Annotated in this window: 22 protein-coding genes; 16 read left to right on the forward strand and 6 right to left on the reverse strand. The window is 38.4% G+C overall.

Features of this window, described 5'->3' with window-relative positions:
• Positions 1–39 precede the first annotated feature (39 nt).
• Entirely contained in the window at positions 40–2,532 is a 2,493-nt protein-coding gene (locus H5116_RS15005) for a penicillin-binding protein 1A (RefSeq protein ID WP_182716533.1), read from the reverse strand.
• A gap of 130 nt (positions 2,533–2,662) precedes the next feature.
• Here H5116_RS15005 and H5116_RS15010 point away from each other — a divergent pair, with 130 nt between their 5' ends.
• From H5116_RS15010 to H5116_RS15050, 9 genes are all read left to right on the forward strand, one after another.
• Complete coding sequence (locus tag H5116_RS15010) at positions 2,663–3,742, forward strand: pilus assembly protein PilM (protein WP_024596029.1); 1,080 nt, start codon at positions 2,663–2,665, stop codon at positions 3,740–3,742.
• Entirely contained in the window at positions 3,730–4,302 is a 573-nt protein-coding gene (locus H5116_RS15015; RefSeq protein ID WP_002958376.1) for a PilN domain-containing protein, read from the forward strand. Before H5116_RS15010 ends, H5116_RS15015 begins: the two co-directional genes overlap by 13 nt.
• Positions 4,292–4,897 carry a type 4a pilus biogenesis protein PilO gene (locus H5116_RS15020; protein WP_182716534.1) on the forward strand — a complete coding sequence of 202 codons (606 nt, stop codon included), beginning with the start codon at positions 4,292–4,294 and terminating at the stop codon, positions 4,895–4,897. Before H5116_RS15015 ends, H5116_RS15020 begins: the two co-directional genes overlap by 11 nt.
• Complete coding sequence (locus tag H5116_RS15025) at positions 4,894–5,433, forward strand: pilus assembly protein PilP (RefSeq protein ID WP_002958378.1); 540 nt, start codon at positions 4,894–4,896, stop codon at positions 5,431–5,433. Before H5116_RS15020 ends, H5116_RS15025 begins: the two co-directional genes overlap by 4 nt.
• Positions 5,420–7,525 (forward strand): type IV pilus secretin PilQ, encoded by a 2,106-nt coding sequence (locus tag H5116_RS15030; RefSeq protein WP_182716535.1) that lies wholly within the window; start codon positions 5,420–5,422, stop codon positions 7,523–7,525. The genes H5116_RS15025 and H5116_RS15030 overlap by 14 nt, the downstream gene beginning before the upstream one ends.
• 184 nt (positions 7,526–7,709) lie before the next feature.
• On the forward strand, positions 7,710–8,228 hold the full coding sequence (gene aroK / locus H5116_RS15035; protein WP_004589350.1) for a shikimate kinase AroK: 519 nt from the start codon (positions 7,710–7,712) through the stop codon (positions 8,226–8,228).
• Between the two features lie 27 nt (positions 8,229–8,255).
• Positions 8,256–9,326 (forward strand): 3-dehydroquinate synthase, encoded by a 1,071-nt coding sequence (gene aroB / locus H5116_RS15040; RefSeq protein WP_182716536.1) that lies wholly within the window; start codon positions 8,256–8,258, stop codon positions 9,324–9,326.
• Positions 9,327–10,691: an SPOR domain-containing protein gene (locus tag H5116_RS15045; RefSeq protein ID WP_182716537.1), complete on the forward strand. Its 1,365-nt coding sequence runs from the start codon at positions 9,327–9,329 to the stop codon at positions 10,689–10,691.
• Between the two features lie 53 nt (positions 10,692–10,744).
• Entirely contained in the window at positions 10,745–11,602 is an 858-nt protein-coding gene (locus H5116_RS15050; protein ID WP_002958383.1) for a Dam family site-specific DNA-(adenine-N6)-methyltransferase, read from the forward strand.
• Here the strand turns inward: H5116_RS15050 and H5116_RS15055 are convergent.
• Entirely contained in the window at positions 11,559–11,744 is a 186-nt protein-coding gene (locus H5116_RS15055) for a DUF2970 domain-containing protein (RefSeq protein ID WP_002958384.1), read from the reverse strand. The genes H5116_RS15050 and H5116_RS15055 overlap by 44 nt on opposite strands.
• A gap of 3 nt (positions 11,745–11,747) precedes the next feature.
• Complete coding sequence (locus H5116_RS15060; RefSeq protein ID WP_024596024.1) at positions 11,748–12,044, reverse strand: hypothetical protein; 297 nt, start codon at positions 12,042–12,044, stop codon at positions 11,748–11,750.
• Positions 12,045–12,205: 161 nt separating this feature from the next.
• Between H5116_RS15060 and rpe the strand changes: the two genes are divergently transcribed.
• From rpe to trpS, 3 genes are read left to right on the forward strand one after another with little or no spacing between them, the layout of a single operon-like run.
• Complete coding sequence (rpe, locus tag H5116_RS15065) at positions 12,206–12,889, forward strand: ribulose-phosphate 3-epimerase (RefSeq protein WP_002958386.1); 684 nt, start codon at positions 12,206–12,208, stop codon at positions 12,887–12,889.
• Positions 12,889–13,554 (forward strand): phosphoglycolate phosphatase, encoded by a 666-nt coding sequence (locus H5116_RS15070; protein ID WP_182671050.1) that lies wholly within the window; start codon positions 12,889–12,891, stop codon positions 13,552–13,554. The genes rpe and H5116_RS15070 overlap by 1 nt, the downstream gene beginning before the upstream one ends.
• Positions 13,555–13,586: 32 nt before the next feature.
• Positions 13,587–14,591 carry a tryptophan--tRNA ligase gene (trpS, locus tag H5116_RS15075; RefSeq protein WP_002958388.1) on the forward strand — a complete coding sequence of 335 codons (1,005 nt, stop codon included), beginning with the start codon at positions 13,587–13,589 and terminating at the stop codon, positions 14,589–14,591.
• Between the two features lie 115 nt (positions 14,592–14,706).
• On the opposite strand, the gene H5116_RS15080 is transcribed toward trpS, so the two are convergent.
• Entirely contained in the window at positions 14,707–15,627 is a 921-nt protein-coding gene (locus H5116_RS15080; protein WP_182716538.1) for a TraB/GumN family protein, read from the reverse strand.
• 36 nt (positions 15,628–15,663) lie between these two features.
• Positions 15,664–16,029 carry a hypothetical protein gene (locus H5116_RS15085; protein ID WP_182692805.1) on the reverse strand — a complete coding sequence of 122 codons (366 nt, stop codon included), beginning with the start codon at positions 16,027–16,029 and terminating at the stop codon, positions 15,664–15,666.
• Between the two features lie 282 nt (positions 16,030–16,311).
• Between H5116_RS15085 and H5116_RS15090 the strand changes: the two genes are divergently transcribed.
• On the forward strand, positions 16,312–18,453 hold the full coding sequence (locus tag H5116_RS15090; RefSeq protein ID WP_182716539.1) for a transcriptional regulator: 2,142 nt from the start codon (positions 16,312–16,314) through the stop codon (positions 18,451–18,453).
• Positions 18,454–18,727: 274 nt separating this feature from the next.
• Here H5116_RS15090 and uvrA read toward each other — a convergent pair whose 3' ends face one another.
• On the reverse strand, positions 18,728–21,553 hold the full coding sequence (gene uvrA, locus H5116_RS15095) for an excinuclease ABC subunit UvrA (protein ID WP_182716540.1): 2,826 nt from the start codon (positions 21,551–21,553) through the stop codon (positions 18,728–18,730).
• A 162-nt stretch (positions 21,554–21,715) separates the two neighbouring features.
• On the opposite strand from uvrA, the gene H5116_RS15100 reads away from it, so the two are divergent.
• From H5116_RS15100 to H5116_RS15110, 3 genes are all read left to right on the forward strand, one after another.
• Positions 21,716–23,083: an MFS transporter gene (locus H5116_RS15100; RefSeq protein WP_149602041.1), complete on the forward strand. Its 1,368-nt coding sequence runs from the start codon at positions 21,716–21,718 to the stop codon at positions 23,081–23,083.
• 20 nt (positions 23,084–23,103) lie between these two features.
• Positions 23,104–23,817 (forward strand): single-stranded DNA-binding protein, encoded by a 714-nt coding sequence (gene ssb / locus H5116_RS15105; RefSeq protein ID WP_182712142.1) that lies wholly within the window; start codon positions 23,104–23,106, stop codon positions 23,815–23,817.
• A 217-nt stretch (positions 23,818–24,034) separates the two neighbouring features.
• Complete coding sequence (locus tag H5116_RS15110; RefSeq protein ID WP_182716541.1) at positions 24,035–24,373, forward strand: hypothetical protein; 339 nt, start codon at positions 24,035–24,037, stop codon at positions 24,371–24,373.
• The last annotated feature ends 110 nt before the right edge of the window (positions 24,374–24,483 follow it).

Consider the following 24,483-nt stretch of genomic DNA (forward strand, 5'->3'; position numbering starts at 1 on the left):
CTTAAATAAGCTGCCGTTTTTTGTATTACAGAGATATTATTAAAATAGCTCTTCTTCGGTTTTTGTGTCTTCTTCAAATATATCGTTTGGCTGAGATAGCACATACTTTGTCGGTGCAGTGCCTTTTTCGAAGTATTCAAAGCGGCTGGTGTAGTCATTTTTGTGGCTTAGCAAACCAGTGGCTAAATCAATACGAATCGAAACAAGCCCCTCAGGTGGCTCAATTGGCGCTTCAGGTGTTCCCTCAAGTGCGGCTTTCATAAATTCAATCCATGCAGGCTGCGCTGTTTTAGCCCCCGATTCAGCACCAGATATTTGGTTGCTATCTAAGTTGTTATTGTACGTAGAACGGCCAAGAGCGTTACCTGGGTTATCAAAGCCCACCCACACAGAAGTCATTACTTTACTGTTAAAGCCACTAAACCAGGTGTCTACAGAATCGTTAGTTGTGCCTGTTTTACCCGAAAGGTCACGACGTTCTAAAGCTTGTGCGCGCCAACCTGTACCACTCCAACCCGTTTTATGGGCCCAACTACCGCCGCCCCAAATACCACTGTGCATTGCATCAGCAATTAAAAAAGCATTCTGCTTAGAAATAATTCTCGGTGCACATTTTTTTGTTGGCTTCACTTCATCACTACTATTATGAAGTGAGAATTCATTATGTGTTGGTAAAGACTCTTCGTCACAGGCAAGGGCAGGGTTTGCTTTGAACAATACATTACCGTAAGCATCTTGAATTTCTGAAATAAAGTAAGGTTCAATTAAGTGGCCACCATTGGCAAATGCGCTCATGCCACGAGCAAGTTCAAGTGGAGTAATGGAAGCACTACCCAGTGCTAGTGATTCACTGCGATTAATGTCTGAATCTTTAAAGCCAAACTTTAATAAATGATCAGCTGTACGTTGTAATCCAACGCCGCGTAGTAAGCGCACCGAAATAACGTTTTTAGATTGTGCTAAAGCACGGCGAATTCTTATCGGACCATTATATACAGCAGGACTGTTTTTGGGACGCCATGCTACGCCTTGGCTTTTATCCCATTGGTTTATAGGAGCATCGTTTAATATAGACGCAAGCGTGTAACCTTTTTCAAGTGCTGCTGAATATATAAAAGGTTTTATATTAGAACCTACTTGACGCTTTGCTTGTACCGCTCGGTTATATTGACTTTGCTCAAAGCTGTAACCACCTACAATAGCTTTAATTCTGCCATCTTGTGGGTCGAGTGACACAATAGCACTTGATGCTTCTGGTATTTGGCTTAGTAAGTAGCTGTCATCTTCATTTTTACGCACCCATATTTGCATTCCTGGCGTTAAAATATCTGTAGCTGCTTTTGGAGCAAAACTTTGGCGGTAACGAGTAATATATTTACGCGCCCATTTTAAGTTATCCCAAGTAAGAGTTGTGCGCTCGCCACTTTTAAGTAATACCGACGCTGTTTTATCATTAACACTAAGCACGGCTGCTGCTTTCAAAGTACCCAACTCATTTACGCTTTGTAATTTATTGAGTATTTGTTGCTCAGTTAAAGCAGGTTGTGTTTCAGGGTCCCATAAAACATCTGTTGGTCCTCTAAAACCATGGCGCATATCGTAATTATGTAAGTTATTTACAAGTGCGTTTTGCGCTGCTTTTTGAACTTTAGACTCTACCGAGGTGAAAATTTTAAAACCTGAGTTGTAAGCTTTATCTATTCCATAACGCGAGACCATTTCAGCGCGCACCATTTCAGAAATATACGGGGCGTATAAATTTATTTCAGCACCATGAAAATAAGCGGTGATAGGTTGGCTCGTTGCTTCGTTATATTCTTCTTGAGTAATATAATTTTCAGTTAATAAACGCCCTAAAACAACATTTCGGCGTGCTTTTGCACGCGTTGGGTTACGAATTGGGTTTAAAGCTGAAGGGGCCTTCGGTAAACCTGCAATCATCGCCATTTGTGCAAGTGTTAAATCTTTTAACTCCTTACCGTAATAAACTTGTGCTGCAGCACCAATACCAAAAGCGCGATTACCTAATTCTATTTTATTAAGGTAAAGCTCTAAAATTTCGTCTTTTGTTAATACACCTTCAATATGTAGCGCTATAAATATTTCTTTAACTTTACGAATATATGCTTTTTCGCGAGTTAAAAAGAAATTACGAGCAAGCTGCATAGTAATAGTACTTGCGCCTTGTTTTTTCTCGCCGGTAGATATAAGAACAATAGCCGAACGCACAATACCTATAGGATCTATGCCTATATGATCGTAAAATCGATTATCTTCTGTCGCTAAAAATGCATTAATGAGTGTTTGAGGAATTTCATCAATAGTCACTGGAATACGACGCTTTTCACCAAATTGATTGATTAAAAGCCCATCTTTTGTGAATACTTGCATAGGAGTTTGTAATTGCACGTCTTTTAAAACTTGCACACTGGGGATATCAGGTTTAACGTAGTAATAAAGACTGACCAAAGTGATCAGACCAATTAACACACAAATGATAAAAAATTGTAAAGTTCGTTTTAATAAAATCACTTATATTTCCCTAAATGGACTCCCAATTGCGAGTTTTGACTGCTAGTATATATTGATTAAAAAATGAATAATATTTTTTCAGATAAAAATTATAACTTGTTTATTATTAAAACAAAGGCCAAGTTGAAACATGCTAAGTCAACTATTTCAAAAACCGTCCCCGATGATGGTAGGAATTGATATTGGATCGCACTCTATCAAAGCGGTGCTTTTACGTGAAATTGAAACTGGATTTCGACTAGAAGCACTTGCAATTGAGCCGATGCCAAAAGGTGCGATGAGTGAGCGCACAATCCAAGATATTGAAGCGATTGGTAACGTTATTACAAAATTAAGAAAAAAATTACCGAAGTCGTTAAAATCTGCTGCAGTGGCTGTTTCTGGCCAAACAGTTATTACAAAAGTGATCTTCATGGATGTATCGTTAACAGATGCTGAACTTGAATCGCAAATTGAAATTGAAGCTGATAGTTTAATCCCTTACCCACTTGATGAAGTGAGCCTCGATTTTGAGAAGCTTTCGACGAATGAGGCCGATCCTAGCAAAATGAATGTTTTGCTTTCGGCTGCTCGTACTGAGAGTGTTGAAGCACGGGTGGGCGCTTTAGAAGCCGCAAATTTAGAGGCCAAAATAGTAGATGTAGAAAGCTACGCATTGAGCCGTGCTATGGACGTTTACTATCAACAATTACCTAGCGATGCATTTAATAAGTGTGTGGCTGTGGTCGATATTGGCGCAGTTTTAATGCTTGTGAGTGTTGTGCAAGCTGGGGAAACCATTTATACCCGTGACCAAGTTTTTGGTGGCGATCAATATACAAATAGTATTGTTGCTTATTATAATAAAGGCTTTGATGAAGCCGAAATAGGCAAAACATCAGGTGATTTACCGCCAAACTATACCTTTGAAGTATTAGCCCCTTTTCAAACTTCGTTACTTCAACAAGTTCGCAGAGCTGTGCAAATGTTTTTAACAACCAGTGGTAAAGAGCAAATAGATTATATTGTATTAACGGGCGGTACATCGATGATAAAAGGTATCGACCGATTGCTTATTGAAGAACTCGGTATCCACTCAGTTGTTGCAGAGCCTTTTGTAAATATGGAAATTTCCCCAAAGGTAGACCGTAATATAATGCAGCGTCACAAAACGCAGTTTGCAATTGCAACAGGGTTGGCATTAAGGAGTTTTTCAACATGCCACATATAAATCTACTGCCTTGGCGTGAATCACAACGCGAAGAATCGAAAAAGAAATTTGTAACTATACTTGTTGGTGTCGTTATACTTTGTTTTGCAAGTATGTATTTATTAAGCTCTTTTTATAGTGCCTTAAAAGACGGTCAAAACTTAAAGAATAATTATTTAAGCTCAGAAATTAGCATGCTAGATAAAAAAATAAGTGAAATACGAAGCTTAGATAAAAGAAAGGAAAATTTACAACAGCGTATGAGGCTCATTGAAGAATTGCAAAGCAGCCGTAACTTGGGTACGCAAATAATGGATGAAGTTGCCAAAATAGTGCCAGGTGGTGTTTATTTAACAAAACTGGAGCGCAAAGGCAGCCAAATACATGTTTTAGGACGTAGTGAATCTAATAATCGTCTATCAACAATGCTCCGCCAAGTACAAAGCTCATATTTACTAGAGAATCCTTCAATGCAGGGCATTGTTGCAGGCGATCAATCTTCGCGTTTACTTAGTGATTTTAATATGGAATTTTATGTAAAACCATTTGATAAAATTGGTGAGGTTAGCGATGAACCTTGATTTTAAAGCACTGAGTGAAATTGATTGGAATGAAATAGAGCTTGATAACATTGGTGATTGGCCAATTGCTGTTAAAGCAATTTGCTGCACATTTGTTGCGGGCCTTGTATTGTTTTTTAGTTATAGCCTATTAGTTTCTGATGAAATTGACAGCTACCATAGTGCCGTGGCAAAAGAAGTTGAACTACGAACAACTTATCGAACTAAGTATGCAGTAGCGAGCAAGCTTGAAATATATCGTCAACAAATGATTGAAATGGAAGATAAGTTTTCACAGCTATTAAAGCGTCTACCCACTTCGAATGAAACTCCTGGTTTACTTGATGATTTATCATATGTTGGGACAACGAGTGGTCTGACTTTTTTAAAAATAGGTTGGCTGCCAGAAGTTGAAAAAGAATTTTATACCGAGCTGCCTATTAAAATCGAAGTAATAGGTAGCTACCATGAGTTTGGTGAGTTTGTAGGTAAAGTGGCCCAGTTACCCCGAATTGTAAGCTTACATGACTTTTCTATTTTATCATCGGGCGATAAACAGTTAACATTCAGTGTTGTTGCAAAAACATATCGTTATGAAGAAGGGATTAAAAAATGAAACTCCTTCGCGTAGTACCTTTAGCTATAGCATTTGTTTTAGCTGGTTGTAATGATGACACTTCTGAGCAAAAAGAATTTATTGATCAGGTAAAAGCAAGCACCACACCAAAGGTTGAGACGATTCCTGAACTGACAAAGTTTGAAATATTTGAGTACAGTGCTGGTCAGCTACGTAGCCCGTTTGTAGCGCCTCAGCCTGAGATTATTCAAAATAAACTAACGCAGGTAAAAAACTGTTTGCACCCAGATCAAGAGCGTCGCCGCGAACCGTTAGAGAAATACCCGCTAGATAATTTAGCAATGAAAGGCACAATTGGCTCTAGTGGACAAATATGGGCATTAATTACAGCAACAGATGACACTTTGCACCGCGTAACGGTAGGGAATTATCTTGGAAGTTATGATGGCAAAGTAAAAAGAGTAAGCAACGACTATATAGAATTAGTGGAATTAATCCCTGATGGGTCTGGCTGTTGGAAAGAGCGCCTGACGAAATTAGAAATGTTAGAGGCGGCAACAGATGGCGCAAATTAATAATAAAAAAGGTAAAAATAGGATGCATAAGGATGTACTTTGGCTTCATCGTATTTCACGGACATTACTGGCTGCTGTTGCTTTAGTCACTGTAAACTCAGCCATAGCTGGGCCATTGCTTTATGATGTTCGTTATAATCCATTACTTAAAGGCGAAACTGAATTACAGCTTGTTTTTGATGAAGAGTTAACCTTTGAACCAAAAGTTCAAGTGTTTAATAGCCCAGCCCGAATCGAAATGTTTTTTGATTCTGCAGAGTTAGAAGTTGGTTTAAATGATGTTGAAGTTAATCAAGCTGGAATTAGCAGTGTTACTAATGTTTTAACTAACAGTGGTTTAAAGGTAACGGTAAACTTAGATAGATTAAAAATTTATGAGACTGAAGTTCATAATAATTTAGTATCGATACGTGTCTCTGATAACCCTCTTACAGAATCTGAAAATGAAGATGTAGTGATGGACTCAGGTGATGTAAGTGGAAATTACATTAACCGTATCCAGTCAATTGATTTTAGACGTGGTGAGAAGGGTGAAGCAAAAGTACTTGTATTTTTACAAGACACTCAAGCTGCAATTGAAGTCCATGAAAGTGGCGGGAAAATTTACGCTGACTTTCATCACACCGATATTTTAGACGATCTACTTTATGAATTAGATGTATTAGATTTTGGAACTGTTGTAAGTAATATCGAGACTTTTAAAGAAGATGGTTTAAGTCGTGTTGTTATCGAACCTAATGCTCAGTTCACGTTTACGTATCAGCAAATAGATAATATTTTAACGTTGACAGTAGAAAAAGATGAAACGCAAAATGCGTACTTAGATGGTGGGGTTGAGTATCAAGGTCGCCCTATGACCTTAAATTTTCAAGATATCTCTGTGCGTGCAGCACTGCAAATTATCGCGGGTTACAACGACTTTAACTTAGTAACCAGTGATTCAGTAACGGGCAATATAACGCTGCGCCTAGATGGTGTACCGTGGGATCAAGCGCTTGACGTAGTACTACGTATTAAAGGGCTAGATAAGCGCATGGATGGCTCTATATTAATGGTAGCGCCTGCAGAAGAACTTGCAGCACGTGAAGCCAAAGACTTAAAAGCTAAACAGCAAGTTGAAGACTTAGAGCCCCTATATAGTGAATACATCCGATTAAACTATGCTAAAGCCGAAAATTTTGCTGATCTATTAAAAACAGATACAAACAGTATTATAACTGCCCGTGGTAGTGTATCTGTTGATCAACGTACAAATACTTTGTTGGTAAAAGATACTGTAAAGAGTATAGAAAACATTCGCCGGATGATAGAAACGCTCGATATTCCAGTGCAGCAGGTTGTAATCGAATCTCGAATGGTAACGGTACGCGATAACGTTACTGAAGACTTAGGCGTACGTTGGGGCTTTAGTGACCAAGGCAGTAGTGTTGGTATTTCAGGCTCTCTTGAAGGCGCAGAAGGTATTTATAATGCGACATCTACTTCAGATGCACCAAGTATTTCAGACCGATTAAATGTAAATTTACCTATCACTAACCCTGCGGCTAGCATTGGCTTACACATAGCAAAACTGGCTAACGGCACGCTGATTGATTTAGAGCTAAGTGCGCTTGAAGAAGAGAATAAAGGTGAGATTATTGCTAGTCCACGTATCATAGCGGCTAATCAGCAAAAAGCCCGAATAGAGCAAGGTACTGAAATTCCTTATACTGAGTCAGCTTCAAGCGGTGCTACTACCGTAAGCTTTAAAAAAGCGGTACTGAGCTTAGAAGTTACACCTCATATCACACCTGATAATAAAGTAATTCTAGATTTAATTATTACTCAAGATACACGTGGTGATACTGTACAAACAGGTACTGGTGAAGCGGTGTCTATTGATACTCAAGAAATTCAAACACAAGTGTTAGTCGAGAATGGCCAAACCGTAGTACTCGGTGGTATTTTCCAACAGCAAATCATTAATACTACGAGTAAAGTGCCAATTTTAGGTGACATTCCTTACGTAGGAAGACTATTTAAAACCACAAGTGAGTTTAATGAAAAGCGTGAATTACTTATTTTCGTGACACCGAAAATACAAATTGATTAAAATACAGTGGTTTTATGTTAACCAACGGGTGATTATTTAGATTAATTGCTCGTTATATGGCTTTTTATTCTAATTGACTTGAAATACCCCTGCAATTACTGAGATAATCCCCTCCTTAATTTTGGGGCCAGGTCGTTAGGCGGGGTTTTATTTCAAATTTTAGAGTTTGTTTGTACTAAAAGATATGGCTGAGAAACGTAATATATTTCTAGTTGGCCCCATGGGGGCTGGCAAAAGCACGATTGGTCGTCACATCGCTGACCAATTACACCTTGAATTTGTTGATTCTGATCAAGAAATCGAACGCCGCACAGGTGCAGATATTGCATGGGTATTCGATCTTGAAGGTGAAGAAGGCTTTAGACTTCGAGAAGAGTCTGTTATTGGCGATTTAACCGAGATGCAAGGTATTGTACTTGCTACCGGTGGTGGTTCAGTAATGAGCAAAGAAGTTCGAAACAAGCTTTCGGCTCGAGGTATCGTTGTATACCTAGAGACACCTATAGAAAAGCAAGTTGCACGCACGCAACGCGACAAGCGTCGCCCATTACTGCAAACTGAAGAAGCACCTCGTAACGTACTAGAGCGCTTAGCAGAAGAACGCGAGCCCCTATACAAAGAAGTTGCCGATTTTGTTGTACGTACCGATGAGCAAAGCGCTAAAGTTGTTGCTAACCAAATCATCGAGAAATTAGATTTTTAAAAACCAATAATAAGGAAATAACTAAGCATGCTTAAATTAACAGTTAATTTGGACGAGCGAAGTTATCCTATTTTTATTGGGCAATCTGCACTTCAAGATAATGGCCGCCTGGTTCACCACATTGGTGATTGTCGGCCTATCATCATTACTAATGACACAATAGCGCCTTTATATTTACAAGCGTTACTTGACTCATTAGCAGATCAAAATCCGCTATCTTTTATTATTCCTGACGGTGAACAATATAAATCACTTGAATGGTTTGAAAAAATATCAGCATTTTTACTACAAAATAACTGTGGCCGAGATACGTGTTTAATTGCGTTAGGTGGCGGTGTTATAGGTGATCTAACTGGTTTTGTAGCAGCGTGTTATCAGCGCGGCGTACCGTTTATTCAAATACCAACGACAGTGCTTTCACAGGTTGATTCATCGGTAGGTGGTAAAACGGCAGTAAATCATCCTTTAGGTAAAAATATGATAGGGGCATTTTATCAGCCTCAAGCGGTTTTTATTGATACACAAACATTACACACCCTACCAGCAAGAGAGTTTGCAGCAGGTATGGCTGAAGTAATTAAGTATGGTCTGATTTACGATACCGAATTATTTGCATACTTAGAGCGAAACGTAGCTAATTTGCAGCAACTAGATGAAACGTGCTTACAGCATATTATTTTTAGATGTTGTGAAATAAAAGCGCTTATAGTTGCGCAAGATGAAAAAGAGCATGGTTTACGTGCTTTATTAAACTTAGGTCATACATTTGCCCATGCAATTGAGGCAGAAATGGGCTACGGCGTTTGGTTACATGGCGAAGCTGTTGCAACAGGCATGGTATTAGCAGCTAAACTTGCCAAGACACGCCAAGATTTAAGCGCAAGTGAAGTTGATCGAATTATTAAGCTGCTTGAGCTATATAATTTACCAACAGAAATTCCAAAGCAAATGACTAGTGAGCAGTTCCTAACGCATATGCGTAAAGACAAAAAGAATAAAAGAGGCACTATACGCTTTATTCTACCTACCCAATTTGGCCAGTGTGCATTAGTTGATGATGTTTCTGATGACCAAGTTAGAGACTTAATCGAGCAGTAAATGCAGTCACAAATTTTACCAAGCCGTGCGGCTTTGGTGGATAGAATCGCACTGCAATTTGAGTACGGACAAAATTTAATAGTTTTACTTGGCACATCGGGGCTAGGTAAAAGTTATATGCTCGAAACCTTCATTACAGATAAATACAATGACTTTAATAAAGCGTTTGTGCAAGTAAGTGCACAAATGACTGACGCTCAGCTAATGAGCGATTTATTAGAGCAAAGCTTTAATTCCCCTTTAGTTGATCATAATTTAAGTTTACCTGAAAACTATTACCAGCTGCTTGAGCAACAGCAGTGCGGACCTTGTTTATGGGTGCTTGATGGCGGTAGGCAATTATCTGAAGAGATACTAATTGAGCTTGAGCTGCTTTCTAAAAATAGCCCTAATACGTTGTATATCATAATTGCATCACAGTCTAAACTTGCTTTAAATGATGCTGTCGAAATTTACTTGGAGCCACTGACGCTTCGAGAAAGCAAGATGTTATTGCAGTGGTACTTTACTGATTTACCTTATGATGAAGACCCTGTTTTTAGTACTTTTTTAGCCGAGGCTCATGGTAATCCCAGCTTATTGCTTGCTTGGCAACCTAGTGAGCACATAGCCGATATTATCGTTAAAGATAAAGTATCTTGGCGATTGCACTTATTGATTTTGATGTTGTTAATTATGCTTTTAATTATTGGTCTGCTTTATAAGTCTGATATGACGCAGTGGTGGCAACAATATTATCAGCAGGAAGAAGCGCAAGTCCTAAATACAGCAATATCTGTAGAGCAAGTAAGTGAGCCGGTTATAAAGCAAAATGAGTCAGTAGTTACCTTAAATGACCCTGAAGTAGTTGAGCCAGATATTGAGCCAGATATTGAGCCAGAGAGCGTACACATTAATGATGTGCCTGCTATCATGCAAAGTCTTACCGAACCTGCAAATACCGTCAAGGTATTAGACAATGCTATTGATAATAGCGTTAAAAACAAAAGCAGTGAAGCAGGTGAAGTTGTATCTAAAGCTCTAAAAGTAGAGAAAGTAAATACAGCAGAGCAAACTCAGATAAGCCAAGATAATATTTGGTACATGCAGCAAGCAGATACAAATAGTGTTATTCAATTATTAGCGGTAACTCAGCAGGAAGTTCGCGATAATTTCATTGCTCAATTCAATCTACAGCAGCAAGCACATTCTTACCAAACGAAGCGAAATAATCAAATATGGTGGGTTGTTACATTTGGCAGCTTTGAGAGTATAAACGAGGCAAAATCAGCAATGGATACTTTACCCCCTGAGGTTAGAAAAAATAAACCTTTCTATAAAAAAATTAGTAAAATAAAGCAAGAAATAGCAGTCGTTGATCAGTAAAACACACTGCTTTAGTGTAAAATCGCGCAACACCAGATTGAAGTAAAGAGCCAATGCAGCAAAAAAGTAGAGCCTTCCTTAAATGGGCCGGCGGAAAATACAGCCTAGTTGAAAACATTAATGCGCGATTAAACCAAGCTAGCAAGCATGCTGATACTTTGGTTGAACCTTTTGTTGGTGCAGGCTCTGTGTTTTTAAATAGTGACTTTAAGCACTATATCCTCAATGATATCAATGCAGACTTAATTAACTTATATAAAGAGCTTAAAAGCTCTCCAGATGAGCTTATTAGTGACGCTAAAAAGCTATTTGTTGATTTGAATAATCACGCAGATGCGTATTACGAATATCGTGTGCAGTTTAATCAAAGCCGTGATGTATACGAACGTTCAATCTTGTTTTTATACATGAACCGCCATGGTTACAACGGACTGTGTAGGTATAATTTAAAAGGCATTTTTAATGTGCCTTTTGGTAAGTATAAAAAGCCTTACTTTCCTGAAAAAGAAATGTATTTTTTTGCTGAAAAAGCACAAAAAGCAACGTTCACTTGTTTAGATTACGATGACGTTTTTAAGTTAGTGCCTAACAATGCTGTTATTTATTGCGACCCACCTTATGTACCATTAAGTAAAACGGCTTCTTTTACGTCTTACGCAAAAGGGGGGTTTAATTTAGATGATCAGGCTAACTTAGCTAATTTGGCAGAACAAGCCGCATTTGAAAATAACACACCTGTGCTTATTTCAAACCACGATACCGTGTGGACGCGTAAAATTTATAGCCAAGCATCGCTTGAACAAATTCAAGTAAAGCGCACTATTAGCCCCAAAGGTGGCTCTAGAAATAAAGTTGACGAGTTGATGGCTATGTATTTAGCACCCAAGCAACCACTGCGTAAATTGCGATAACAAAAGCAACAAATAGTACAATCGCAATTAAAATGATGGATAAAGGGGAATGTTGTTTAAAATCGACTTGGCGTTTATTTTCAGACTGAACACCAAAAAATGCAGCTAGCACACTTTGCAACGCGCTAAAAAATTGTAGCATTATTTAAAATAAAGGTTTTAAAGAAGGAGTGTTTTTAGAATCTTCAGAACTAGTAAGTAGTTCCAGTAAATCAAGGTAATGAAACTGAGCACTACGGCTATCGCCAGTTAACCACGAAAACCATGATGACTCTTCTTCAGCTTTAATACACGCAGTTAAAGTGTTTTGAGCACTTACCACTTGTGTATTATGACAATTACTCACTGAGCTTAATTCTTGCTCAGAGCTTGAACCAAAGCTAAACGCCCCGATAAGCAGTAATGCCGACGCAATTAATATCCCAATTTTAAAAGCACGCATGATGAAATCCAATAATTTGTTACTTTTTTAATCATAGCAAATACTGGTTAAATATCAAACTTAAAGTTACCTAAAATGGGGGCTATTACGCCATATTACTTGGGTAACATCTTCAATTAAGTTACATTAACGCAATACACTATTTATTGATGGAGTTAATCATGTTTAACCCAGAGCAAAAATATTTAATAGCCCCTTCTATTTTGTCTGCTGATTTTGCAAAGCTAGGCGAAGATGTTGATAAAGTTCTCGAAGCGGGTGCTGATGTGGTTCACTTTGATGTAATGGATAATCACTATGTACCTAATCTCACAATTGGTCCTATGGTGTGTAAAGCACTAAGAGATTACGGTATTACAGCTCCTATCGACGTACATTTAATGGTTAAGCCTGTAGATAGCATAATACCTTTATTTGCTGAGGCTGGTGCTTCTATTATTACTTTTCATCCTGAAGCCAGTGAGCACGTCGATCGTACAATACAGTTAATTAAAGATCACGGCTGTAAAGCAGGCTTAGTGTTTAACCCAGCAACAAGCCTAAGTTATTTAGATCATGTTATTGATAAGCTAGATACCATTTTACTAATGTCGGTAAATCCTGGGTTTGGCGGGCAAAGCTTTATCCCTCATACGCTTGAAAAATTACGCCAAGCCAAACAGCGTATTATTGAATCAGGCCGAGATATTCGCTTAGAGGTTGATGGTGGTATTAAGGTCGATAATATTGCAGCAGCGGCTCGAGCGGGTGCTGATATGTTTGTTGCAGGCTCAGCTATTTTTAATCAACCTGATTACAAAGTGGTGATTGATCAAATGCGTGAGCAGCTTGGAAGTGTTAAGTAATGAAGTACGATGTCGCCTTATTTGATTTAGATGGTACTTTGGTTGATAGCGTTTACGACTTGTATATCGCTATTAATTTAACCTTGAGCGATTTTGCTTTTCCTATTGTTAGTCAACGCTTGGTTGAAAGTTGGGTTGGTAATGGTGTTGAAGTCCTTGTAAAACGCGCTTTGAGTGGCGATATGCAAGTGAGTGAAAATTTAGATGAGTCACTTAGTGGCAAAGCAATATTACAGTTCTATAAGTATTATGAACAACAAGTTGGTGAGTATAGTGTTTTGTACCAACATGTAGAAACAGGGCTTGCAGCACTTCGCGGTATGCCTAAAGCATTAATCACTAATAAGTCTCGAATTTTTACAGAGAAACTACTCGAAAAATTGGCACTAACGAGTCATTTTGATGTGGTTGTATGCGGTGACGACATGGCAAAAAAACCATCGCCAGAACCATTGCTATTTGCCTGCAAAAAACTAAATGCGGAGCCTAATAAAGCAATAATGATAGGTGATTCTAAAAGCGATATACTTGCAGCTAAAGCCGCTAATATAGACGTAATTGCACTTAGTTATGGCTATAACCAAGGTGAAAGTCTTGAGGATTATAATCCGCAGTACCTATGCGATAACTTCTTAGATATAATACCTGTTCTAACGCAGCGTTAAATATTATTCATTAAGCAAAATAAAGGAAAATCATGAGTAAACCAGTAGTTTTAAGCGGCATTCAGCCAACCGGTGGTATGACAATAGGCAACTATGTTGGCGCTATTAACCAGTGGCTAAAGTTACAGGAAGACCACGAAAGTTTCTTTATGTTAGTAGACTTACACGCTATTACGGTTCGCCAAGAGCCTGAATTACTGCGCTCTCGAGTGTTAGATGGTATTGCTCTTTACGCGGCATGTGGCATTGATCCTGAAAAATCTGCGTTATTTGTACAATCGCAAGTACCTGAGCACGCACAATTAGCGTGGGTATTAAATTGTTACGCGCAAATGGGTGAGCTTAATCGAATGACTCAGTTTAAAGACAAGTCATCTAAGCACGCAAATAACGTAAACGTGGGCTTATTTTCATATCCGGTATTGCAAGCTGCAGATATTTTATTATACCAAGCTGATCAAGTACCAGTAGGGGATGATCAAAAGCAACACTTAGAGCTGACTCGCGATATAGCCACACGCTTTAATAATTTATATGGCGACGTATTTAAATTACCAGAGCCGTACATCCCTGAGTTTGGTGCACGCGTAATGAGCTTGCAAGATCCACTTAAAAAAATGTCTAAGTCTGACGAAAACCCAAATGGTTACATCATGTTATTAGATGAGCCTAAGCAAATTGTGAAAAAGCTTAAAAAAGCAGTAACTGATTCAGATGAACAAGCACGTATTTATTTTGATCGCACAGAAAAGCCTGGCGTATCAAACTTGCTTACTTTATTGAGTGTTGCAACTAAGCGCTCAATTGAAGACCTAGTTCCTGAGTATGAAGATAAAATGTATGGCCATTTAAAGAAAGATACAGCAGATGCAGTTGTAAATATGATTGAGCCAATTCAAGCACGCTTTAAAGAGATCAGAGAAGATCAAAACCTACTTGATGGCATAATGAAGTCAGGTGCTGAAAAAGCAAGTGTTCGTGCTGAGAAAACATTGAAATCGGTATACGATGCGCTTGGTTTTATTCCTCGCGGGTAAGTTTATTAAAATAAAAAAATGCCGCTTGTTAGCGGCATTTTTTATATAGCACATATCAACATGATGGACCCAAATAGAAACAGTAGCGATATAGCTAGTTTGTCTGTTTTATCCATTATTCAGCCCCTCTTACTTTTATATCTGCCGTGCTATCAATATCAACTAAAGAAACTTTATAGCCCTTATTTTCAAGTAAGGTAAGTAAACTATCTTGTCCTGCAAGATGGGCAACTCCAACAAGTACAAACTCATTTTTGTCGTTGTTAAACATGGCTTCTACTTTTGGTAACCAATCATTATTTCTATCTGTAATGATTTGTTTGTAGCTATTCGGATCATTTTGCTGCATATCTTCAAGTGCTACTTTATTTAGGGTGTCTGTATCACCTTTGCGCCAGGCAGCTAAAAGTCCTTTAAACATATCGCCATAGTTGTGAAGCTCGGCTAAGTTACGTTTAATGAAATCGTTTTCGTTGCCTTGACCCATTTTTTTAAAAAGCTCTAACTGAAATTCCATTGTTTCTAAGTAATTTTTTGTTTTGTTATCTTCAGTCGCTTTTTTAGTAAAATAAGCATCAACCCCTTCACCCATTAAATTTTGCTTTTGAAGCTCCATCGACATTAAAACAATACCAACCATAGCAGGGCGAAAGCCATCTAACTTAGCGAGGTTAGCGCCAAACTCGTTAAGCTTATTTTCAAGTGATGCCTTAATCTCGGGTTCTAGTTTTTGACTTAACGTTTCGTTATTTGTATACGATAGTGCGCCTAACATTTGCATTTGCGCATTAGTGTCGACTGGGTCAGTTATCGGTGCTTCTAAAATAATTGTATCCGCTTGTTCATAAGCATGGTTAAACTCAGCGGGTAGTGGCATTTCAGCTTTAGGTAGTATGTGAACTGTACCGCCAATAAATAGTGAGTCATTACCATTGCTTACTTGCCATACAGAGCTTTGGGCCTGTGCTGTATTTGCTAAAAGACTACAGCTAAGTAATACGCTGGCAGATACTAATTTTTTTGTGAATTTTTTCATGATAATTCCTTTATGTAACTTTTAATTTTATTGTTTTTAGTTCGATAACACAGTGCTGAAATATGCAGTGATTGAGGATGTTAACTTTGAAAGGTTTTTATCAATTTGCGAGTTTATTTTGCTCATTGAAGAGTCAAGCTCAGCTGATATTTTTTCATCTATCGAAGAAAGTAACGTTTGTGTATCAACATTACTTTTTAAAGACTCAGTGGCGTCTATGTTGTTTGTTTCTTGCTGCTTTTTATTAACTGGGTTAATCGCCTCTACGCTTTCACCAATTATGCATTGATTAAAATTACTTTGAACGGTGTGTTGTTTAGCGTCAGCTGCAATAACTGAAGTTGTATTAAAAGCAGTTGCTAGTAGTAAAGCCGGTAGTACTTTTTTCATTGTGCTATTCATAATTAAACCTTTTATATTTTTAATTGCAGCCAATTTAGAATCACAAATGATTTTTTACTAAGCTGCTTGTTGATGACGGTTTAAAGAATATCGCTGAATTTATTGAGAGTCGCTTATCTAGTTATGAGCAATTAATAGATAAGGTTTTTAAATTAAATAATTGTTTTAATTTAGAGGGTTAGCCTTAAACCTTATAATGCTAATATAAGGTTTAAAATGCTTTTTCTATAAAAGAAAGTGTAGATGTGATACGGTTTATAAAAATAAAAATACGTAAAAACTATGAATTATCAAATCGGACCTTGGCAATTTATTAGTAATCGCTGTGTGATTACTTCAAACCATTTAGAAAGGGAATTAGATCCACTTTTAGTAAAGCTATTACTTCACTTTATAGACAAGCCTCAACAAATTGTTTCCCGCCAAGAGCTTATTGAGAGTGTGTGGCAACAGAGCTTTGTTGATGATAATGCGATTAACCGTGCAATCTCAGAGTTAAGAAAGCAGCTTGCCCACCCAATTGAAAAAGCGCCGCTTTTAAAAACGCATTACCGTAAAGGATATAGCCTAACAGTAATACCTGAGCGTTTAACGCAAGCAAACGTTTTGAAAGAGCCTGTAAACATTTTGCCTGACTCACCGGGTATTTCTGCCAAAAATGAAGAGATAGCTACTGCAACTACTTCTCAACCAGTTCAAAAAAAGAATAGTAAAAATTTTTTGATTTATTCTTTACTCGTCATTATTTGCCTGTGCTCTTTAGTATGGTTTGGGTTGTTTTTTATTAATGCACCTTCTAGCGAAAAGATTAAACAGATCACGGTTAATAAGGTAGCAAGCACATGGAATATAGGCAGTGAGGTTCACCCTGAGATGTCCTCAGATAAACAATATTTAGCTTATACAAATGTTGAACCTGAAAATGACGTAATGCATGCATTTGTAAAGCGACTATCTGATCAAAGGGAGGTTGAAATTACCTATCCTGGCTTTCAAGTATCTATTTTATCGTGGCAGTTAAATCAGCACGCAGTACTTATACAAGCTACAAACTTAAAACAACAGCAGTGCGAAATGGTACTGGTTGATTTAAGCCAGTTTCCTATTGTTGGTGAGGCTACATTAATTAAAAAGTGTGACCTTAGATACACCGGCTACGCACAAGTAGACGAAAATAGTGAATATATTTATTACACTGAATATAAAAATGAGCAAGATGGCTCAGGTTTATATAAATTTGATTTAGAGTTACAAAAAGAGTCCATTGTTATTCCACCACCAGGTGTAATGTATGGCGTAATAATGCCGCGCTTATCTTCTTCAGGTAATAAAATAGCATATATACTTAGTCAAAAGGGTAAGCCTTTTTCTGTATTTAGCTATAACTTTGAGACCCATGAAACCAAGCGGTTATTTAAAGCAAAGAAAAGCATAATTAGCTTCGCGTTTGACTGGCTTGCAGACGATAAAGGCGTGATTGTTTTTGAAGCCTCTGACCTTTCAACCATTGTGTTTGATGAAAATAATATTAATAAACGCACACTAACGGTTACCCCAGCAATTTCACCTTATTATATTGCAGTTCAATCTGCTAATAGCCTCTTTTACTCAGCAAATAAAACACAAACCTTTTCGTTAATTAAAGCGACTAGTCTTTTTAACGATGTTCCTGAGTATGAAGCACTCTACAAAAGTGATGAAGACGACTACCATATTGTAGAAGTCATTAATGAGAAAGGGCTAGCGCATATTTTTGTATCCGAGCGCTCTGGCAGCAGTCAGTTGTGGTTATCTCAAAATGGACTTACAAAGCAACTTAGTAACTTTACTTATGAAGGGAAATCTACCTTTGCTATTGGCGGGCTAAGAGTATCGAGTAAGCAAGATCGTGTTTTATTAAGAGTTAATAGCGATATTGCATTTTTTGACGTTATGTCGAACAAACTCTATACCATAGCTGAGTTTAAAGGGCGAAAAATACTAAACTATGTATGGTCTAAAGATAATGAAAGTATAATTTATTTAGAGCGAAGTGGTTCAGAAAACCTATTTGCTCAGTTTAATTTATTAACGCGAGACACAACTATATTAGAGGATATTAAAGCCAACAAATTAATTTCAGGCGCTGACGGTACTAATTATGCAATTACTAATAATCAGTTAATTAAATTATCAAATAAACAGAGTTGGGAATTGCCTAAAGACGCGCGACAAGCACAAATTTTTGCCATTAATGGAAATTACCTTTACTACTCTGATGCAATTTCAAGAGTTGCTCGGCTTAATTTAGAAGATAAAACAGTACAAGATGTACATGTAGATTTTAAACCTATCGCATTTTTTATTAGTGATAACAATCAGATTTTCTTTACAGCATCAAAATATAAAGACATGCAAATAATACAGATAAGTTGGAACGACTAGGGCCTGTTTATCTTTCGAGGTTAAATTTGCAGCGGTGTGTTGTTTTTCTTTAATAGCATTTTCGATTTTGTCTAAATGAGAATTTTTTAACACAGGTAGCGACACGTTTAGCCCCGCAAAATGATTAAGTATTATTGCGGATTGGTATTATGTTGATAAATGAAAAGTTAGAGCAAAAAAATAGCGAGAAGTGAGTCTTCTCGCCATTTTTAATTAGGTGTAATCTCGACGGTTAAATAACTTTAATGCCGATTGATTTGTCACAACTTAACCTCTATTTATTTAATAGAGGTTTTAAGTAATGCCCTGTATGTGAACGCTCACATTCGGCTACTTCTTCTGGTGTGCCTGCAATGAGTATTTCACCACCGCCAGCACCGCCTTCAGGTCCTAAATCGATAACCCAGTCTGCTGTTTTAATAACATCGAGGTTGTGCTCAATAACAACAATTGTATTGCCGTGATCGCGCAGGCGATGTAATACAACAAGCAGCTGTTCAATATCAGCAAAGTGTAAGCCTGTTGTTGGCTCATCTAATATGTAGAGTGTTTTACCAGTATCACGCTTTGATAGCTCGCGTGCTAGTTTTACACGTTGCGCCTCACCACCTGAAAGCGTGGTAGCGGCTTGACCTAAGCGGACATACGATAAACCAACGTCCATTAAGGTTTTAAGCTTGCGGGCAATAGCCGGTATTTTGTCAAAATACTCATGCGCGTCTTCAACAGTCATCTCAAGTACTTGGTGTATGTTTTTACCTTTGTATTGGACTTCGAGCGTTTCGCGGTTATAGCGTTTGCTCTTACATACATCACACGGTACATACACATCAGGTAAAAAGTGCATTTCAACTTTAATTAAGCCGTCACCTTGGCACGCTTCACAGCGTCCGCCTTTAACGTTAAAGCTAAAGCGACCTACTTTGTAGCCACGTGAGCGCGCTTCTTGTGTGCCTGCAAATAACTCACGAATACCGGTAAATATACCTGTGTAGGTTGCCGGATTTGAACGAGGAGTACGACCAATTGGGCTTTGATCAATATCGATCACTTTATCAAAATGATCTAAACCGCTAATTGATTTATACGGTGCCGCTTCGGCAGTGGTTGCGCCATTTAGCTCTGTATGAGCAAGTTTAAATAAAGTATCGTTTATTAGCGTTGATTTACCTGAGCCCGATACACCTGTCACACAGGTCATTAAACCAAATGGGATTTTTAAATCCACATTTTTAAGGTTATTACCCGTTGCGCCAAATAGCTCTAGCCATTTGTCGTTCGTTGGGTGACGCTCTTTTGGTATTTCTATTTTACGTACGCCTGATAAAAATTGGCCCGTAACAGACTCTTTGCTTGCTAAAATATCGTCGCGCGTACCTTGAGCAATAATATGCCCACCATGAACACCCGCACCTGGGCCAATATCAATAATATGATCTGCAGCACGAATAGCATCTTCATCGTGCTCTACCACAATAACGGTGTTACCTAAGTCGCGCAAATGGACCAATGTTTGTAATAAACGGTCGTTATCGCGTTGATGTAATCCAATAGATGGCTCATCTAGTACGTACATTACACCTACAAGACCGGCACCAATTTGACTGGCTAAGCGGATACGTTGAGCCTCACCACCTGATAATGTATCGGCGCTACGTTCAAGTGATAAATAATTTAGGCCAACGTTAATTAAAAACGATAAGCGGTCGCGAATTTCTTTTAATATTTTTTCAGCTATTTGGCCTTTTTGTCCGGTTAACTCTAAACCTTCAAAAAATTTCATGGCTTCACCAATACTCATGCATGTGATTGCAGGTAAGTTGGTTTGTCCAATAAATACATTTCGAGATTCTTCGCGTAAGCGCGAGCCATGACAGCTAGGACACGCTTGGCTTGTTTGGTATTTAGCAAGTTCTTCGCGTACAGAGTTTGACTCGGTCTCGCGGTAGCGGCGATTCATGTTATTTAAAACGCCTTCAAACTCATGGTTACGCGTAATTAAATCGCCACGGTCGTTACGGTAATTAAACGCAATTTTAGTGCTACCAGAGCCATCTAAAATAATTTTTTTCGATTCGCTGTCTAAATCTTGATAAGGCACGTCTAAATCAAAATTGTAATGATCCGCAACCGCTTGCAGCATTTGATAGTAATAAAAGCTGCGTTTATCCCAGCCTTTAATTGCACCGCCAGCAAGGCTTAACTCTGGGTTATGCACTACGCGATTAGGATCAAAATATTGACGTATACCTAAGCCATCACAGGTTTGACAAGCACCAGCTGGGTTATTAAACGAAAACAAACGCGGCTCAAGTTCAGTCATTGCATAGCCACAAGTAGGGCAGGCAAAATTTGCTGAAAATAGAATCTCTTCAGCGCTGCTATCGTCCATGTATGCTACATGTGCAACACCATTAGACATTTCAAGTGCAGTTTCGAACGATTCTGCTAAGCGTTGTTGTAAGCCATCTTTTACTTTAAATCTGTCTACAACAACTTCTATTGTATGTTTTTTATGAAGCTCAAGCGTTGGTGGATCAGACAAGTCACATACTTCACCGTCTATACGGGCGCGAATGTAACCTTGGCTAGATAGCTGTTCTAATAACTTAACATGCTCACCTTTACGCTCTTTTACTATTGGCGCAAGCAGCATTAATTTACTGCCCTCAGGTAGAGCCAAAACAGTATCTACCATTTGGCTAACGGTTTGCGCAGCAAGTGGTAAATCATGTGTAGGACATCGTGGTTCGCCGACGCGGGCAAACATAAGTCGTAAATAATCGTAAATTTCGGTAATAGTACCTACGGTTGAACGCGGGTTATGAGACGTTGACTTTTGCTCAATAGAAATGGCAGGAGAGAGGCCTTCGATGTGATCCACATCAGGCTTTTCCATGAGCGATAAAAATTGTCTTGCGTACGCAGAGAGTGATTCAACATATCGGCGTTGTCCTTCTGCATAAAGCGTATCAAATGCAAGTGATGACTTCCCCGAACCAGATAGACCCGTAATAACTATTAATTTATCACGTGGGATGGTTAGGCTGATGTCTTTTAAATTGTGCGTTCGGGCGCCTCGGACTTCAATGTTTTCCATGCTATCTCGTTTGTTACCAAAATTATTTACTCAGTATCGCATAATACGAAGCAATATTAATCCTTGATCAATGAAAAATCCTTACTTATAGGCGATTAATTATTGCCAAGCTTATGGTAGAATCCCAACCTCAATTTTTCATAGAGTAAGATCACGCAGATAATGACCGCATCTTCACTTAATTCACGAGAAAAACGCGCCGCTGTATCACTGGCGAGTGTGTTTGCATTTAGAATGCTCGGCTTGTTTATGCTGATGCCTGTATTGGCTATTTATGGACAATCGCTTGAAGGTTTTTCGCCTATTTGGATTGGTTTTGCCATTGGTGCGTATGGTTTAACGCAAGCTGTACTACAAATACCTATGGGTCGATTATCCGATAAGATTGGTCGTAAAAAGGTTATTGTTGGTGGCTTAGTTGTATTTGCTATTGGCTCTGTAGTTGCTGCATTAGCTGACTCTATCCAAATGGTTACCGTAGGCCGTGCTTTACAAGGTATGGGCGCAATAGCCAGTGCGCTACTCGCGTTTGCTTCAGATTTAAGCCGCGATGAGCAACGACCAAAAGTAATGGCCGTTATTGGTATGAGCATAGGAATGAGCTTTGCCTTTGCTATGTTACTTGGGCCAATTGTCGCCGCTTCGTGGGGTATTGCAGGTGTATTTTGGTTGACTGCTATTTTAGCTGTCTTTGGTATATTTATAGTGACCATGCTAGTGCCAAAGGCGGTAAATAAAGCGCCCAAAGGCGATACATTAGCAAGCTTCAGCGACATTAAAAAATTAATTAAACACCCTCAGTTAGCACGATTAAATGCAGGTGTATTGTTATTGCATTTAACGCTAACCACAATTTTTGTGGTACTGCCGAGTCAATTAATTAAAGATGGCTTGGTTGCCGACCATCACTGGTATTTGTATATTCCAGTGCTATTTTTAGCATTTTTATTAATGGTACCAATAATGATTGTGGCCATTAAAAAAGAGAAAGAAAAACAAGCATTTATTGGCTCGGTAGCCTTGTTAACTATTAGTATGTTAGCAATGTCGGTATGGGTTAATAGTGTAGTAGGCATTGCTGTGTGTATGCTGCTTTATTTTGTGGCGTTTAACTTTTTAGAAGCCACTATGCCTGCGCTTGTATCGCGAATAGCACCTGCAAGCCAAAAAGGTTCAGCAATGGGTGGCTACTCATCTAGTCAGTTTTTAGGGGCCTTTTTAGGCGGTATGTTAGGTGGCTATGTAGCACAAACTACAACGACGCAAGCTGTGTTTGCGGCAGCGGCACTTGTTGGGTTAATATGGCTTATTATTGCGTGGAAAATGCAAGTCCCACCCAAAAGTAAAGTTATTAGTTTAATGACCAAATTAGATTCTGAAGAGCATGCTCAAGTACTTGCTTCTCAGTTAGTTGCTTTACCAGGTGTAATAGAAGCAACTGTAGTTCGCGATGAAAGTCGCAGCTATTTAAAGATTAATGATAAAGAATTTGACCTAGACCAAGCGCGTAAAGTCGCTGGTTTAATCTAACATTTATAGGAGATGGTTCCATGGCACGCGGTGTGAACAAAGTAATTTTGGTTGGTAATTTAGGGCAAGATCCTGAAGTTCGTTATATGCCTAACGGCAACGGTGTAGCAAATATTACCCTAGCAACTTCGGATAGCTATAAAGATAAGAACACTGGCCAAATGGTTGATAAAACTGAGTGGCACCGTGTTGTATTTTTTGGCAAGTTAGCTGAAATTGTTGGTGAATATTGTCGTAAAGGTTCACAAATTTATGTTGAAGGTAAACTTCAAACACGTAAGTGGACCGATCAACAAGGCCAAGAAAAATACACTACAGAAATAGTTGTAGATGGCTTTACTGGTCAAATGCAAATGTTAGGCGCACGTGGTGGCGATCAACAAAGTGGTGGTTACCAAGGTAATCAATCACAAGGTGGAGGTTACCAAGGTAATCAAGCGCAAAGTGCTCAACAAAGCGGTGGTTACGGTCAAAATAATCAAGGCCAAAATAACCAGCAACAAGGTGGTTATGCTCCACAACAGCAAGCAGCACCTGCAGCGCAGCCAAAACCGGCTCCAGCACCACAGCAGCAAAGTAATCAATACCAGCCGCAAGGCGGCTTTGCACCACAACAAAATAGTGCACCGCAGCAGCAAGGTGGTTTCGCTCCTAAACCACAAAGTGCTCCGCAAGGTGGTGCATCAAACCCAATGGAACCAACCATTGATTTTGATGACGATATCCCGTTCTAAATGATATAAAGTTATTAGTGTTAAGTTAATTTAATTTGTAATTAGATTTAGTACTTATAAAACAAAGAAATAGATTGAAGTTAAAGCCTCTTTTAAATGTTAATTTTAGAGAGGCTTTTTTATTATTGAATAAAAAGTAAATATAAAAAATCGTATAGTAAATATATTGTAAAGTTATCTGTTTTCTACTATCTTTAGTTTAAAGCTAGGAGAGATTATGAAAGTAGAAATTATTACACATGAATCAGGGGATTTACTTCCATTGCTACTTGATAGTAACGGCATGCCTATTCCTGCTCCTAATGAATTTATTATAAGTCGTCGGTCATTAAGCCCAAATACACTTGTTCGTAATCTTCGAGAGTTATCTGTCCTTTACCTTTGGCTTGAAAGTGAGAGTATTGATTTAGAGTTACGTATTACAAGTAAGAAATTTTTTAATGAAGCTGAGATTAAAGGTGGATTGGTTGAGTATTTAAAGCGGGATCATGAAAAACGTAGAAAGGTAAAAAAAATAGTTGTTACACCAAACACCTTCAACTGTAGTGGTCAATAAAATTTGGCCACAGTTTTAGAATCTTGATATCTAACCTCAGATTCATTTGGCGCTAAACCGGCATTATAATGATGCGGCCTAACGTTGTTGTAATATCCGTTGATATAATC

Origin of the sequence: Pseudoalteromonas sp. SG45-2 (assembly GCF_014164115.1) — a bacterium.
GTDB lineage: Bacteria > Pseudomonadota > Gammaproteobacteria > Enterobacterales > Alteromonadaceae > Pseudoalteromonas > Pseudoalteromonas distincta.